The organism is Shewanella sp. YLB-07 (genome assembly GCF_009377275.1).
The window spans coordinates 140819-155911 of the sequence record NZ_VOQB01000011.1 but is presented as its reverse complement, the minus strand read 5'-3'; the positions used below and the strand labels follow the sequence as shown (position 1 = coordinate 155911).

The 15093-nt window shown below is 42.5% G+C and carries 18 protein-coding genes; 4 read left to right on the top strand and 14 right to left on the bottom strand.

Annotation, left to right across the window (positions count from 1 at the left end; all coding sequences use genetic code 11):
• Positions 1-278 precede the first annotated feature (278 nt).
• The 8 genes from FS373_RS21995 to FS373_RS21960 form a co-directional block, all read right to left on the bottom strand.
• On the bottom strand, positions 279-1211 hold the full coding sequence (locus tag FS373_RS21995; protein ID WP_194165918.1) for a DUF3427 domain-containing protein: 933 nt from the start codon (positions 1209-1211) through the stop codon (positions 279-281).
• A gap of 95 nt (positions 1212-1306) precedes the next feature.
• Positions 1307-3598 (bottom strand): replication endonuclease, encoded by a 2292-nt coding sequence (locus tag FS373_RS21990; protein ID WP_152830605.1) that lies wholly within the window; start codon positions 3596-3598, stop codon positions 1307-1309.
• Positions 3598-3852, bottom strand: coding sequence for a hypothetical protein (locus tag FS373_RS21985; RefSeq protein WP_152830604.1), 255 nt, complete (start codon positions 3850-3852; stop codon positions 3598-3600). Before FS373_RS21985 ends, FS373_RS21990 begins: the two co-directional genes overlap by 1 nt.
• Position 3853: 1 nt before the next feature.
• Entirely contained in the window at positions 3854-4087 is a 234-nt protein-coding gene (locus tag FS373_RS21980; RefSeq protein ID WP_152830603.1) for a hypothetical protein, read from the bottom strand.
• Positions 4084-4551 (bottom strand): hypothetical protein, encoded by a 468-nt coding sequence (locus FS373_RS21975; protein ID WP_152830602.1) that lies wholly within the window; start codon positions 4549-4551, stop codon positions 4084-4086. The genes FS373_RS21980 and FS373_RS21975 overlap by 4 nt, the downstream gene beginning before the upstream one ends.
• Positions 4552-4643: 92 nt before the next feature.
• Complete coding sequence (locus FS373_RS21970; protein ID WP_152830601.1) at positions 4644-4907, bottom strand: pyocin activator PrtN family protein; 264 nt, start codon at positions 4905-4907, stop codon at positions 4644-4646.
• 9 nt (positions 4908-4916) lie between these two features.
• A complete protein-coding gene (locus FS373_RS21965; RefSeq protein WP_227993132.1) occupies positions 4917-5432 on the bottom strand; it encodes a phage regulatory CII family protein in 516 nt (171 codons plus the stop codon).
• A gap of 85 nt (positions 5433-5517) precedes the next feature.
• Positions 5518-5748 carry a DNA-binding protein gene (locus tag FS373_RS21960; protein WP_144044782.1) on the bottom strand — a complete coding sequence of 77 codons (231 nt, stop codon included), beginning with the start codon at positions 5746-5748 and terminating at the stop codon, positions 5518-5520.
• 73 nt (positions 5749-5821) lie between these two features.
• Between FS373_RS21960 and FS373_RS21955 the strand changes: the two genes are divergently transcribed.
• Genes FS373_RS21955 through FS373_RS21945 form a run of 3 tightly spaced genes read left to right on the top strand, consistent with a single transcriptional unit; the run spans position 5822 to position 7884 of the window.
• Complete coding sequence (locus FS373_RS21955; RefSeq protein ID WP_152830599.1) at positions 5822-6826, top strand: helix-turn-helix domain-containing protein; 1005 nt, start codon at positions 5822-5824, stop codon at positions 6824-6826.
• 15 nt (positions 6827-6841) lie between these two features.
• Positions 6842-7546, top strand: a complete 705-nt coding sequence (locus tag FS373_RS21950) for a BRCT domain-containing protein (RefSeq protein ID WP_152830598.1) — start codon at positions 6842-6844, stop codon at positions 7544-7546.
• A gap of 59 nt (positions 7547-7605) precedes the next feature.
• The gene (locus FS373_RS21945; RefSeq protein WP_152830597.1) at positions 7606-7884 is read left to right on the top strand and encodes a hypothetical protein; all 279 of its coding nucleotides are present in this window, start codon (positions 7606-7608) and stop codon (positions 7882-7884) included.
• Positions 7885-8071: 187 nt separating this feature from the next.
• Here the strand turns inward: FS373_RS21945 and FS373_RS21940 are convergent, their stop codons facing one another.
• From FS373_RS21940 to FS373_RS21925, 4 genes are all read right to left on the bottom strand, one after another.
• On the bottom strand, positions 8072-8230 hold the full coding sequence (locus FS373_RS21940; RefSeq protein WP_152830596.1) for an Eag protein: 159 nt from the start codon (positions 8228-8230) through the stop codon (positions 8072-8074).
• A gap of 23 nt (positions 8231-8253) precedes the next feature.
• Positions 8254-8436 carry a hypothetical protein gene (locus FS373_RS21935; protein WP_152830595.1) on the bottom strand — a complete coding sequence of 61 codons (183 nt, stop codon included), beginning with the start codon at positions 8434-8436 and terminating at the stop codon, positions 8254-8256.
• Between the two features lie 148 nt (positions 8437-8584).
• The gene (locus FS373_RS21930) at positions 8585-9556 is read right to left on the bottom strand and encodes a putative phage abortive infection protein (protein WP_152830594.1); all 972 of its coding nucleotides are present in this window, start codon (positions 9554-9556) and stop codon (positions 8585-8587) included.
• A 132-nt stretch (positions 9557-9688) separates the two neighbouring features.
• A complete protein-coding gene (locus FS373_RS21925) occupies positions 9689-10816 on the bottom strand; it encodes a hypothetical protein (protein WP_152830593.1) in 1128 nt (375 codons plus the stop codon).
• Positions 10817-11609: 793 nt separating this feature from the next.
• On the opposite strand from FS373_RS21925, the gene FS373_RS21920 reads away from it, so the two are divergent.
• Positions 11610-12074 (top strand): chemotaxis protein CheX, encoded by a 465-nt coding sequence (locus FS373_RS21920; RefSeq protein ID WP_144044769.1) that lies wholly within the window; start codon positions 11610-11612, stop codon positions 12072-12074.
• Positions 12075-12571: 497 nt separating this feature from the next.
• Here FS373_RS21920 and FS373_RS21915 read toward each other — a convergent pair whose 3' ends face one another.
• Entirely contained in the window at positions 12572-13900 is a 1329-nt protein-coding gene (locus FS373_RS21915; protein WP_144048794.1) for a hypothetical protein, read from the bottom strand.
• Between the two features lie 102 nt (positions 13901-14002).
• Positions 14003-15079, bottom strand: a complete 1077-nt coding sequence (alr, locus tag FS373_RS21910; RefSeq protein WP_152830592.1) for an alanine racemase — start codon at positions 15077-15079, stop codon at positions 14003-14005.
• Between the last annotated feature and the right edge of the window lie 14 nt (positions 15080-15093).

Below are 15093 nucleotides of genomic sequence, written 5' to 3'. Positions count from 1 at the left end.
TAATACATCCGCGAGTATCGCATTACAAACATCCTTTTCAGCCTCAGTATCTAGGTTAGGAAACAGACCATTTAGCAGGTCGACTTTCTGATACAGCATAGATTCATCAGTCATAACTCAATTTTCCATAATTGGCACACCAACTGCGATGCCTAACCTATTATCCACATATAAATAATCGCGCAACCAGCTGCTAAGCTATTTGAAAATGTGTCGACTTACATAATTTTATAAACGCGAAACTGAGTTTCATCGAGAAAGTTGAATACTAACAAAAATCATCTAACGCTGTATGTGTATGCAGTAGGAGTCAAATCATCATTCTCTGGAAACCAGTTGTTAATGCGCTTTATTAGGCCGCCACTTGTAGAGTATTCTTCATCCAATTTTTCCACGATTATCGCATAAACAATAAAAAGGTCAGTTTCGCAGATGTCTTCTCTAGCAGACATAACCTCGTTATAGGTAAGGTTGACTTTAGACGGGTCCATTGTGGTCCCTTTAACTTCAACCCGCCTAATCTCTCTCGTATTTTCACATTCAAAATCATAAGGTTTTTGATTCGAAGTATCTCTGACTTCATATCCTAAATCAGCATAGTGCTTTCGCGCGACATCCATAGCATGTAGTTCGATTGCTTTTTTCTTTTTAGGATCGATTAACCTTCCCTGCCCACCCGTTGCCTGGTGTCTTTTGCTTACTAGCTCAGGTTTTCTAGCTAAGTCAGAGTCTTCACACCAATGGTAGAGTTCGTGAACTGCATTACTTGGAGTAGAGCAATATTCATCAACGTTATATAAACACTTTACAGGCTTCTTTCCGGTATGCTCGATGCAGGAAAGTCGACCAACATAAACAAACTTTTGCGTCCGACCTTTCACCTTATCTACCACTCTAGTAAATAAAATGGTCGTTTTACCTTCCAGAATTTCCCTAACAAATGGGGTCTGGACTGTATTACCATTCTGGGACTCCCAATGAAAGAGTCTGCCAGAATCATCAAAAATATCTTTGTACTGAGTACCTGATGAAAAGTTCTTTTTATTTAAAGTGACGAATAACAGAATACAATTTTTGAATTTTACATAACCCGGCCAATCACGAGATTGAGCTGGCGGTGTGACATTTCCTACTTCCGCGACATCAAGCCTAGAATACAATTGTCCAACTTTAAAACTCTCAATATTTAGGCTTTCGTCATGTGTAGACATTAGAATCAATACCATAAAATAATTTAAATTCATGAATATATTGGATCATAAAAGCTCACGAGTCATTAAAATACTTTCAAGCATATCTTCAGCAACTAGAAATGAACAAACTCACTATCCTCAGAATCAAACAACCGCTCAAACTGCAACTGGCCGTGACTCACCCACCAAATACGCCCTGCATCGGTAAAGATCCTTAAACCATTGGAAAGCTGTTCAAGCGTATATTTATCAACAACACCGTGAGAGGCGAGATATCGCAAAACCTCCTCTGAGAATTCGGCCGCTTGGCCTCCCAAAACAGCATCTGTACAGTTATTCCCACAAGTCCGAGTATCGCCGCTGCCGCGACTCTTCAGTCCAGAGCCAAGCTGATTCTTCCACTTGGGTATGGGTTTCTTATCCTCTTTATTCTCTATAGCGGCGTTTTCTCTAAAGATTTTTGCCCGCTCTTCTTTGAGCCTTTTATAGTCCACCTTTTCATCGTCACTCATGGTTCTGAGCGTCCACTTCTCACCCCGGGTGATTAAAGACCTGACACTGGTTTCTCCATCAACTTTTGTCGCCAAGGCACAAAGCCCAAGTACACGCTTGGTCATCTCACCGTACTCGTTGCCGCATTCGGTCTCTTCATATTCGAGTTTGATTGGATTAACGACCAAGGCCTCTTCGAAGGCTTTCCAGTTTGAACTGTCTGCCGCCGCTCTGGCGGGCTCTATCTCTGCAGGCTGCGGGCACTCTTTCAACCTTCGAAGTTCACGCCATACCTGCACAGAGGAAGATCCAAAGAATTGAAACTGACGCAGACGGTGACGGCTAGCCCATGCAGCAGCATTGGCTGCACCATCGTGAGCCAGTAAGCCAGATTCAAAATCTAACTCGCCTTGCATGTGTTCGCCTTTGATGTTTTTCGACAGATATTTGATGATGTAACCCACCGCTGAGCCCTTGGTTTTATCAATATCTTCTATCTCGAGTCGATGTTCTGCGGCTCCCTCTTCATGTCCATCGACTTCAAATGCATACTTGGTCAGTAGGTCTTTAAGCACATCGGCTTTGTCCGGGTGAACGAAGATCAGCATATGCCAATGCGGCGTGCCGTCTTTGTGTGGCTCACTGACTCTTAACCCCTGAATTTTGATTTTGCGATATGACAAAGCAGAACGGATCTTTCGCCATTGGCCAGACAAATAGGCTTGAGTAAAACGCGGGCTTTCACAGTTCCATTTTCCTGAGTTAAAGTGATATTTACTCGGGGCCGTAAGCGTAACCATATAACCCACCTGGCCAGACTCTTCGGCAACCTCTTCAATACCTCGAGCCCTTACTATCAACTCCACAAAACGATTTGAAGGATTGGCATTGCCAGCCATGGCCGCATCGATGAGCGGCAGGAGCACCCCGGCTTCAGATTCAATCATGGTGTTCTCTAACCACTCACGACCGCTCTTTTGCTGCTCACACCATTCGTTAAAACTTTCACGGCTCAGGTAGGGGCTGTTTTCACCCACTAAACCTGCAGCAATATTCAGGTGTTCACAGCACTGATCACGCAAGGTACGCAGTTGATTGAGCCACCATTTAGGGCTGGTCATACGCAAAATGGCACACTCCGCCGCTTCGATCAGATGATCTCTTTTAACCGCTGAATAGTAAGGGGGGTAAACTTGCCACTGCCTACACACTGCAGCTGCTGCATCATAGGCATTCAAAAAAGCCACATCGCCACGGTTGTTGCTAGCCGCATCTTTCACTTCATCGAGAACGGTTAAGGCTAAACGGTTAGCCACATCTTTGAGTCGTTTACTTTTACGATATTTGATTAACTCGAACCCACCGTAGTGAGTAGTTCGTTTGTCGTTACTTTCGTTAACGTGTTTTGAGGTGAATTTATCGAAGCTACCAATATTGTGAAACGGGTATTTAAGCCAAACCTTGTTGATAAAGTCGGTAGTCTTCCGCAGATAGATATTGGCGCTGCGCAGTCTCTTGCTTGAGTTAAGCGAGCCGTCTTTTTTGGTAAGTCGACGCTGATACTCTTCGGCTATCTTAATGCGGATCTTATTAGGCAAATGACTCAGACGGGCATTAGCGAAACTTCGGTTACTATTGAGCACCGCATGATTGGGCGAAACCTCATCGAGTAAAGCATTAACCTCTTTAAGTGCCTGGCGAGCATTGGCGCCCTTTGGCAATTCAGCTGTTTTATAATCATCGAGAAAATTGAACTCTTGATACTGTTCAGCAGTAAACACTTTGATTTTTTGAATAGGTAAACTGTGCGGCTTGAAAATACACTTCCGGCCTTGAGGCGGTACTTTTACTAATCCAGAAAAAAGAGCCGAGGGCAAAGCCTCGGTCTGTGGGGATAGAGTAGGTGTACTCATTACAGCCCCTCGATACCATGTACAGCTTTGGCCTTAGTTAGCGTTCGGCGTATCCCTTTGGCCAAATTAACCAGACCATTACCCATCGCCTGCCAATACAGACAGTTTAAAGCCCCTGAAGATTTGGCAATTGATAAGTAACTTGAGTCTGCGCAGGTATGTTGGTTATCAACATAGATTTTTACATCACTCACCAAGCTACGTTTTTCTGCCCGGTAATGGTTGAGTAAATGTCTGAAGACGATATTTCGCATATTAGGCCACCACTTGGTTAACGTGGATGTTATTGCGAATTGCAATCAATCGAATGTGGAGGGTTTTAGCGACTGGTAGCTCAAGCACTTCGGCAATAGTCTGCAATGACTCGATAACTGATTCGGCCACTATGGGGTCGATTGGGTAGTTAGCATGATTTAAAGCGTTGATAACCCTATTAGCTTCATTGCGAATAGCGTGATCAGTTGTTACACTCTGTGTTGTCGTTTTCATGATTTAAATCCTTGTAGGTCTATTGATTGAGTCGACACGGCCACATCCGCTGCGAACGGAAGTGGCTTTTTAATGCCTGTCTTTTGGGGGCTGGATTGCCTTACTTCTTTTGGTCTGTGCTCGAAACGGTCTCGGGTAAGCATGATTCTCCCGAAGATACTGCTGACATCGCATAACGCGATAATCGATTGGCGTATCTGTTCACGCTCATCAACCGTCATGCTGTCGAGTGGGGTATGGATATGGGTGCTGGGTTTAAGTTTGGCGCCGTAGAGGATCATGGCTTTTTGTTGATCAGATAATTTACCGTAGCGACTTGCCACGCAGCTGCGATCTAATAGCCCACGCAAAGAGTCAACGCCATGTTTAATCCTGACGACATCATTTGCGGCAGGCTTATCAGTTTTTAAGTCAGTTTCTATTCTTAGCGCACTTTCTGGCGCTGGTTGCTGTAACGCTTTCATAAACTTATTCCCTAAAAAGTACCTAAAAATAGTTCACGCACTTAACTGACACCTGCACTTTTTGTTGTGCTTCATGCCGCTATGTTCTTTATCTATTGCTTGGCCTGCTGAATAACATCCCAATCAACTTTTGATTCCCGGTAACACTTATCAACATGAGCCGCCAAATCGGAAACCTTGACCAATGACGGCGAACGCTCTGAATTACGTAACTTGAAAGTGGGCACAGGTAAGTCTTTTGCCTTGGCTTTTTGCTCTGCTGTTTTCGGTGTATAACCGAAGAACTCTTGGCAGATAACTTTCAGTTCAACAGTCGGTGACTCGAATCGAGCAAATAAAGCAAATGAGGTATTCATATTCTTTCCTTACATCAGCCCTGGCATTGGCATGGCTTGCAATGCATCACTAGCAACAGCGAGCACGGGGATGGCTTGAAACTTCTGTTCAACGTCATGTACAAAAATGGCAAGTTCTGTCATGACATACGTGGCACGCTTAACGGTTTCGTGACGCATACGTTCAGTAACTCGCTTGGTTACTTTCACATCTAATGCCAGCGCCCCAAGTTGAGCAGCGTTGACCGTGATATCTAATGCCCTATCGGTTAGCTCCATATCATTGGCCGAAGCGAATTCAGCTAACGAAACAGAGGCCGCACAATCTAAGTCCAACAACACGCCATCGATAATGCTGCGATTACCACTGGCACGCGTAATGGCAACCAACTCCATCACCGATAACTTATGTGGTTGGTCTAAGCACAACTTGTTGCGCAATATCTGCGGGCTGGAGATCTCCGCCTTCGCCGCTACCGACTTTAAATTTTCATCTGCAGCAAACTGGCGAAACGCCCCATTCAAATGACAACTATTATCATTCATTTGTGTACTAGAACTTGTCGTATACATAGATGCAAAACTCCATTTTGCTAATCTAGATTTATCAAATGAGCAATTAACTTGCGAGTTAGGCGGCTTCAATAAGGGCTTGCTGCCTGACTAATTCAAGTTCTGCCGCTTCAATCACTAGGGCTTGAACATTGATAAGAGGCTTATCGCGAGGGTCTTTCTTAGGACGAGTGGGTAGGCGACCTTCATACACCATCTTCTTGACGGTGTTATAGGGCAGGCCTGATGCGCGGGCATATTCCGCATAGGTGAGATAAGGTGTTGTAACCTGTAGAGTAATATTTACCATTGTGATACCTTTTCTTCGTTAGCCCGTGTTGAATCTTGGCGGATTCACGGGCACTTAACCTTTTGGTAAAGCAATGATTGATCACAAGAACAGAATTGTCAAACTTATTGACGAAGAAACAGAGCTATTGATGAATAATGTGTTGATTTGTGATGGCGGGAAAACGGTTATGGAGCGTTTGCTACGACTCTTTAACCTCAGAAACCGTGTTGAACTTTCATCTCTAATAGGCGTGTCAACGGGCTCTATAGCCACCTGGCAAACCCGCAACACAACTCCATTTGAGTTGTTGATTCGTATACATTTAGCAACAGGTGTAGATTTAGATTTTTTGCTTTTTGGTAAGAACGAAGAAAAGCAAAATGTACTTAAATTCTGCTCTCCACCAAATCAAATCCCAAATTACGCCACCATTAACCAAAACCTGAAAAGCTTCAAGTTCAGTATTTTTCAGCCAGCAAACTACGATGGTGGTAAAATTATAATTGACCGTTTGGTCACTTTGTTTAGATTGAAAAATAGAGTTGAATTTAGAGAACTAACATCGGTTTCTGAAGGCTCTATTGCAAGTTGGCAGACTCGCAATGTCACCCCGTTTGAACTCCTCGCCCGAGTGCATTTAGCTACAGGTGTACCTATGCTATTTTTGTGCTTTGGCAAGCATGAATACCCAAGCCGTGAACCTAATAAATTAAGTGAATCGACCGCTGAACATGTGCAAAAGCCCACTGTAACGGCAGATATATATAAGCTTAAAAAATTCTCGATTGCTCACGGTAAGAAAACACAGGTTGGCGACTACAGAGTAAGTCACGACTTTTTAAAAGACTGCGGTTTAGCCATTAATAATGACTTTATTGTTAAAGCAGAATCATCGACTTACTTTATCAATACAGACATAACAACAGTCACCAAAGGCCAGTATTTATTTTCCATCAACGACAGCTATCAGATAGGCGAACTGCGCCAGCTACCCGATGGCAATGTCTACCTCATCGATGGTCAAGACAAATACCCGTTTAACACGGACACCACCAAGATCCACGGCAAAGTGGTATCGATTTTACAAAGCGTTTAATACAAGGAGTGTTTTATGGATGCATTAGAGATATGTTTTACAGGGTTTGCAAAACAACAAAGAAAAGACCTAGAAGAGTTGGCAACCGAAAGTAGTTTTATTGTTCGTAAAGCAGCGACTAAAAACCTTCACATCCTGTGCGCAGGTGGTAATGCTGGCCCTAAGAAAGTTGCCACAGCCAAAGCTGATGGTGCGGTTATCCTGTCACCTGAAGGCTTCATTCAATTAGTTAGAACTGGTGAGATATCTAGTGCAGATGCTGACAAGTTAAGTAAACTTCTAAACGGTAGAAATGAAAAAATATCTAAATTACAAGATGAACAGTACTTATCTCTTTATCAAGGCTATACAGAGCACGACCTAAAATTGACACTTCTTTCTAATCTTCAATCTTCAATTAAACTCCTAACACATCCTTCCATTAAGTTTACAGAACCGGCAGAGGTTACTGTTTCAAACTCCTACTTTTGTTTCACTGGTGATTTTAAGTCTGGAGAAAGATCTTTAATTCACGCCTTCACCAGAATGTTCAATGGTTTTATTGATGAAGAAGTTACGCTAAAGAGTAAGTACTTAGTCGTCGGTGGTCTGGGTAGTGAACAGTGGGCAAACGAAAATCATGGACGAAAAATAGAAAAAGCCATAATGCTAAAAGAAAGTGGTCACAAGGTTCATATAATTTCAGAGGATCAATGGTTAATTGCCTTAATGAAAAATTGAATACTGCGACAGCCGGAACTAAACTCTAGCGACAAGCCATAAATTACAAGGATGTAACTATGCCCAAAGCCACAACTCCCACTATAGATGTACCTAGCCCTCGCCAATCTAGAAGCAAGTATCACTATCTACAGGCACTATTCGTATTTTTGGTGTTCTCTGTAGGCATAGGTGAAACTCAGGTTTTCTTCAACCCACTATCTGGCTTCGCGTTCTTAGCTATCGCGTACCTGATCAGATACATAAACAAACCCATATTCCCACCCAAAGCATGGCTAGCAGTCAAAACTATCACATACCTGGCACTAATCCTGTCACTAGGCATCACCCCCAGCTAAATCACGAGCACAAAAAAGGGCATCGACCGATGCCTTTTTATCAAGGTTTATAAAAAATCATCATTGTTTCACTCTTGCTAGAATTTCTGGCTCTTCAAAAGAGCTGATGACAAAAATATAAATGAGTAACTACTCAGCAATAATTCCTTGATAAGCGTCAAGTAACTTGCCACGTGTTAGCAGGTTACTACTCAGCTTTTTGGTTTTCAGGTTGAAAATCAGACCACCAAGCAGTGTGATCGCAATCAACACAGATTAGGTCTTGAGTATCTTGTCCCATCATCTTTTCTTTTGCAGGTGTCTTAATTGAACCACAATTCGGGCATACAGCTCCAGCACGTTTCATATATATCTTCTTTAGTTAAGTTATTAATTTTGTTCTTTAGCTTTTCTAGCCTGTTCTGGCCAATTACGTCCGAATCCAGCTTTTTTACATTCATCGCATATAAAGTCACCAGTTGCACTTCCTAGGTGGTACTCTTTTGATAAATTAGTATGCCTACAATTCGGGTCGTTTTTAGTTTTTACATCTTGCATTTGAACTGCTTTCATTTTAACTCCAATACATCACTCATTCCAGAGCGTGTTCATTGTTTACATGTGATAGATTCCTGCTAACACTCCACTAAGCTGGAAAATAAGTGTCTATACTTTTTCTAAGCAAAAATACCACGTGTTTTTTGTCAATTTGAGTACCTTGTTAACTCTCTTTCAAATTATCAAAGTCGCTCTTAATTTCATCGGTTGATGGGAAATCAACTAGCAGAGCACGAGTTTCTGCGGTGGTAACTTCTGCTAAACCAAGAGCAACGATGGTCTTATAAATATCAGAATTATCACTACCCATTGCATAATGATAAATTACCACCATTTCGTAATTTGACAATTGTGATTTAATAAACTTTACGTACAGCTCTTTATTCTCAGCTTGATTTATGAATGCTGAGATAAATTCCAAATTTTTCACATACCCATCAATAAAGTTACCGTGGGAATGATTGATCTCTTGAATAACAGAATGAAACATAGATTGTCTATCTTCGAAACTTACTTTATAAAACCAAACGGAACCTAAAGCAAATAACGCATTCTGCATCAAATCACTTTCATGACCACTAGATTGAATATAAAACTTAATTTGTTCCCATCTTTCTTCGTAAGTTTTATCATCAGACAGTGCTGTATGAACTCCCTTCAAAACAAAATCGTACAGGTCTTTGTCATAATTGTCATTACAGTATGCTTCGATAATCTTAAGGTAATGGGTCGGACTAATTTCACTTGGTCTTAAACACAAAAGGTGCCTTGCATTTTTTATACATTGTTTTTTAAGTTCTTGTTGCATGTCTTCAACAATTATTTTTACCGCCTTAACACCTTTATAAAGCGTTAAATCACTCTCAACCTCAAAATTATTGGTCCGGCTGGCAAACAAGTCCATAGATTTGTAAAAGACTTGATCTTGCTCGGACTTCATACTTTGTTTGCCATTTATGTATAGCGTAAATACAACAGCAATAAAACCTAATGCTCCGTAGACCCCACCAACATAAGACCCAAAGTCCGCCCAATCTGAACTAGATTGAGAGAAACCTTCATTAAAAACACAAATATAGACTACTAGCGGTAATGCTGACGCGACCAGCAATCCTGCGTACTTCACTTTATTCAAATATCCTCCCAAATTAAAATTGTGCACAGCGAGTTAACGCCGCCATAAACGGTGAAAACATACGACTACACTTTGATCAAAGCGAGAATGCCGTGTGTTTGAAGTCCGATTTAATGGCGGCGTTAAGTTTTTTTATTTCGTATTCAGCCAATTTGTTATCGAATGCTTTGCTAAACTAATCAGAAGCTCGTAATTTAGTAGTAATTTATCAGTAATCTCATTGCCATCATACGAACGATAATCTTGAAAAAAACGATGGAATGATGGACTAGGATCAGTGTGTGGTGGTTGTTCACCGCGATGGATGAAGCATGACCTATGAGCATAAGCATCAGATATAATGGAGTTAATCTCCTTTGAACTTAAATCTTCTGGGTATTTTTCAAACCTATGCGGATCACCATAAGCTTTAATGGTATCTGCCTGATCACTCATTGGATGCTCAATATAATTAGTCCATTCTTCAACAGGTGCAAATTTCTCAATAAATATCACAAACCTCTCACGTAAATACTGGTTATTTCCTCTTGATTCCAAATATGATTTAAATAATTCTTCGAACATACTGTCTTCTTTAGCACGTAGTTTCCATTCAGCTTCTTTCGGGTGCTTCTTAACCTTATTCCGTTTTATTGCATGCTGAGCAACAGCTTCAATTGCGGAAACGGCAAGTAAGTACGCCAGCCCGAAATCATCCCTTTTAACTAATAAAGACAAATGAACTAACCTTATACTTTGCATTGCAATACGGTACGTTTTGATGTCAACGCTAAGCAACTTTGACGTTAGTTGTTCAAGTTCTTTGTACAGATCATACAGCTTATCTTCTGACACCCTGGAGTGATTAGCGCCGGGACCGGCAACTAATACAGGATGATTTAATGCTAATTTACTGTAATCTAAATCTGTTAGCTCTCGTCGGCACAAATAACCATCTCTTGTAGACTTACAAGGTTTTAACCAAGAAAATGAAGCGATTGCTGATAGAGCAATACCGAATAAATGGCTATTGTGTCCTCCAACATGTTCTGGATTACAGACTTTACTTATAAATGCGGAGTTGGAACCTGCAAGCCTCACTTGTACTGATGAAGCAACATGATACTCTTTAAATTGCCACGGAATAGAAAGCTCAAAAGGTGTGAATAAAAAAGAATAACTCGGCCCTTTATCAAAAGGAGCCCAATTTTCATCATCTAAGCGAAAGGCTCGAATGCACTCATCAAACAATACATGATCAGCCGTTACTGCACGTGACATATTATTCTCCAAAAACTAAACATTTGTATACACGCCCTACGCGTCTATCAAGATCGACCAGTCAAAGCATGTACCTATAATTTATAACCATTTTTAACGATTATCCCAAACACACCTTTTGGAAAACGAGAATGTATGCTTTTAGTTACTTGAATTTACGCTGTTTTTAATTTTCACTCAATAGCACTTCGTGAACTGAATACGCAAAATTTGATAGATATCCGCAAAAAGCCAATAATACTGTATATAAACACAAGGACCAGTTAATGAGCACAACGACCATTAATAATCCTTCAATACAAAAATGGGATCCACACCGGGACCCCATTTTTACATTTTCTGTTAGCAGGCTTTTTTAAATGGGTTCACGAAGGTGTACCATTCAGATTGAAAATATTTATCAGTGATCCATACGAGATCCACAAACCTCTACAACCCTTTAAAACAAACAAAATACGTCCAATCCAGCATAGGCGCGATGGAGAAGGTGCGATTTATCTTGGATAACTTAGCCGAATTTGAAGTTAGGGATGATGACATAATTGCTTTAGCCTGGTTGAGAATGAGCCTGAGCTCAAGTTGAATAACGTTCCAGCCAACAGAGCCGGGCGCGCATTTTACACCGACCCAAGGTCAGAGACAAACTTGTGTGAAATAAGCGAGACCCGAATATCCTTTTCTATAAAAAATGAAGCCAGATCAAAAATAGCCTAAGCTTTATAAAAGGTGTATATGCGACAGTCATAGCAGTTGTGAATTTATATCTAATGGCTTACCAACAACGGAATTTTTTATGAACGTTAATTTCATTAATCCTTTTCTCGAATCCTTACTGAATGTCATCTCGACAATGGCAAACATGAAACTCAGCCCGGGAAAGCCAAAAATAAAAACCGATAACCTTGCCAAGGGAGACGTATCAGGACTGATAGGTATGGTCGGGCCGCAGACCAAAGGTTCCTTATCGATCACCTTCGAACAGGGGCTCATCTTAGAGATCATGCAAAATATGTTGGGGGAAAACCCTGGAGAGATCAACGATGAAATCACCGATCTCGTGGGTGAAATAACCAACATGGTGACCGGTGGAGCTAAAAATATTTTGGGGGAGAAGGGCTATGATTTCGAGATGGCGACTCCCGTGGTTGTCGCAGGACTCGGTCATCGCATCTCACATAAGGCCGATGGAAAAAAAATCATCATGCCATTTACCAGCCCCCATGGTTCTGCCTACATAGAGATTTGTTTCGAAAACTAGCAGAAATCTTGTCGTTTATCATTAAACAAGTGCGTCAGTGTAAACTGACTTCTATGCCCTTTAATCTGGCAACCAAAACAGTCTCTATTTTCTCAATCCTGATAAAATAGCGACATTTGTCCTGCTCTTGCTGTCAGCGTTAATACATATCAGATTGCCATACTTTCCTTAATGCCGATAGTCATTTCCAGAGATTCAACTCTGACCCGCTTTGGTCCAGAAACGTGTTTAGCCGTCACCTTTTAAGCTCTAATCGAAGAAGCCACTTTCTCGAAACAAGAACAGATGCGAACGCGGCTATGACCTTCGAAAACAGGATGTTTTCGTAGAGCTTACATGGACGTATTTACAGCGTGTCATAGAAGTGTTTGCACATTCGCCTGCTGCAAGCAATAAACATCAATGAAGCTATGGCATTCATAAAGCTAACCAAACAACAAAATCTGCCACATGAACCCACAACGGATATTTCAATGACTTGTTATCTGACAAGTAGATTAGAAGGGCTGATTGACCATAACCCAAAATTGACTGGAGCCCTCACCTTGGGCAAATTCGGCTCTAACCACGACACTTTCTACTTCAAATCTAGCCCCCACGCCTAAGGTCCATTTCATATCATCATGAAGTTCACTGGCACTGAAGTTGTCGGCAACTTGTCCCGCTTCAGCAAATACCACCCACTGCCACCAAGGTACGTCATAGAGGTTAAAAATAGGCAGGCTCTGCAGGGGTTGCCATTCTGGTTGCACTCGGTATTCGGCAGAGTAAAGTACCGCACTACGACCGACAAACTGTCTGCTGGAATAACCTCTTAAGTGTTCGAAACCACCCAAACTCACTCCAGAAAAAGAAGGAGGTCGATGATAACCATTTGAAGTTGAGTCATATTCATTCCATGTTGGCGTATCGGCGAGATAGAAGTTCAGCGCCAAGATCTGCTGTGGAAACCAGGAGCTTCCCCCAAGAGAAAAGAAGGCGCTCTGCTCGAATTCCCAAGTCGTCCAACTTTCACGGTTGTCAGCAGCATCAGACGAACCCGATGAACCAAAGTCACGGCTAAATGTCAGGCTTGTATGCCCACCTCTGGTGCTATTTTTACCATTATCACGGTTATCCCAATCCAGTTTAACTTCGAGCCCTTGAGCCTTAGTGGGCAGATCTTCATAGCCCACTAATTCCTGAGTTTTCACGAAAGGAGTAATCTCTATGCTGGTCACACCCGACTCTCTTGGGTCCCAAGTAAAATCATCACCTTGCTTCGAGGGCATCAGACTTCTTGCCGCGCCATTTGCCCCCTTGCCCCAAGGCAGTACATATTTGATATGCACTTTGGAATATGACTCATCCCCCTCGGTCACGATACGATCTCTTTGGCTCGAATCACTGGCACCAGGTACTAAATTGTCCCCACCAGACCCTTCCGGGACGAAATAGATCCCCTGCTTATAATTGGCCTGATAAAACTCCCCCGAGAATAACCATTGATCCAACTTGGGTAATTGATAATTGCTCACCCCTAAGTAACTTACCCAGCTGTCGTTGCTGCTATAGAGCCCGATACCCAATATAGATGCTTGAGGTTGCCCCGCATGCTTGAGTACCCCGGCGCCACCGACTGTGGTGCTTAAGGTTTCCGTTGAAAAAATAAAGGGAACGGCGACAAATTCAGGCTCAAATTTATCTCTTGCCCTCTCGGAATCGGCACTGGCAACAGGTTCAATGACATTTCCGTCATCATGAACATCACTGCTAGTAACACGTATGCCAGGATTAGCGAGCTTTTCTGCCGCAACAGGAAAAATGGCAATGACACTAAAGAGCATCAGCACAGTTAGGGGGAAATGGTGGTATTTCAAAATTCATCTCATTCGATTACGAACATCCGGTTCATTGAATCGATACAACTAAAAAATAGACCTAGGTGTTTATTCCATGCACACAGCAACACGAGGTGTTAATTTTGTCACGAGTTCATAGGCAATGGTGCCTATGTGCTCGGCAACGACTTCTACCGGTAAGGCACTTCCCCACAATATGGCTTCATCGCCAATACTGTCGCTCGAGTCCAATCCCAGATCGACAGTCAACATGTCCATAGAAACGCGTCCGACTATGGGCACTAGACGACCATTTACCCACACAGGGGTTCCCTCTGGCGCATTTCTCGGATATCCGTCACCATAACCGATAGCGACAACGCCTAGCTTGGTATCTGCTTTGGCTCGCCAGTAGCAGCCATATCCCACAGGCTCACCGGCCTTATGCTCACGCACGGCAATCAGCTGAGATATCAGCTCCATAACCGGTTCCAGACCATGATTCTTACCAAGATCCCCCATCACAGGGGAGACGCCATAGAGGGCGATACCCGGTCGAATCCAGTCCTTATGACTATCCGGCCAATATAAAGTTCCTGCCGAGTTGGCTAGTGTAGTCTCGCCCGGTGAATTTTTTGCCAAACGATTAAATTTATTCAGTTGTTCTTGAGTGTAGGGGTTATCTGGCTCATCGGCGCAGGCAAAATGAGACATCAGCTTGATAGGTTTCGCCACCTGAGGACATGCCTGTAGTCGCTCATAAACCTGCTCAAATTGCTCAGGGGTGAAGCCTAACCTGTGCATGCCAGTATCTAGCTTTAGCCAAACGCTAGCAGGCTTAGACAGGCTTGCCTGCTCTAGCATCTCCAGCTGTTTCTCATTATGAACAACTGTCTCTATATCTTTCATCACTAAGGTGGTTAAGTCTACCGGTCTAAAGAAGCCTTCCAGCAAGATGAGTTTAGCCGTCACGCCGCCTTCTCTTAATGCTATTGCCTCTTCTAAACGGGCCACACCGAACCCATCGGCATCTTCGATGCATTGGGCCACGTTCAATAAGCCGTGGCCATAACCATTCGCTTTAACCACCGCCATGATTTTACTCGAAGGCGCGATCTGCCGTAAGCGAGCTAGATTATTTTTCAGCGCTTTACAGCTGATCTCTGCACGTGGAAATGGCTTCAAAAATTGACCTTATC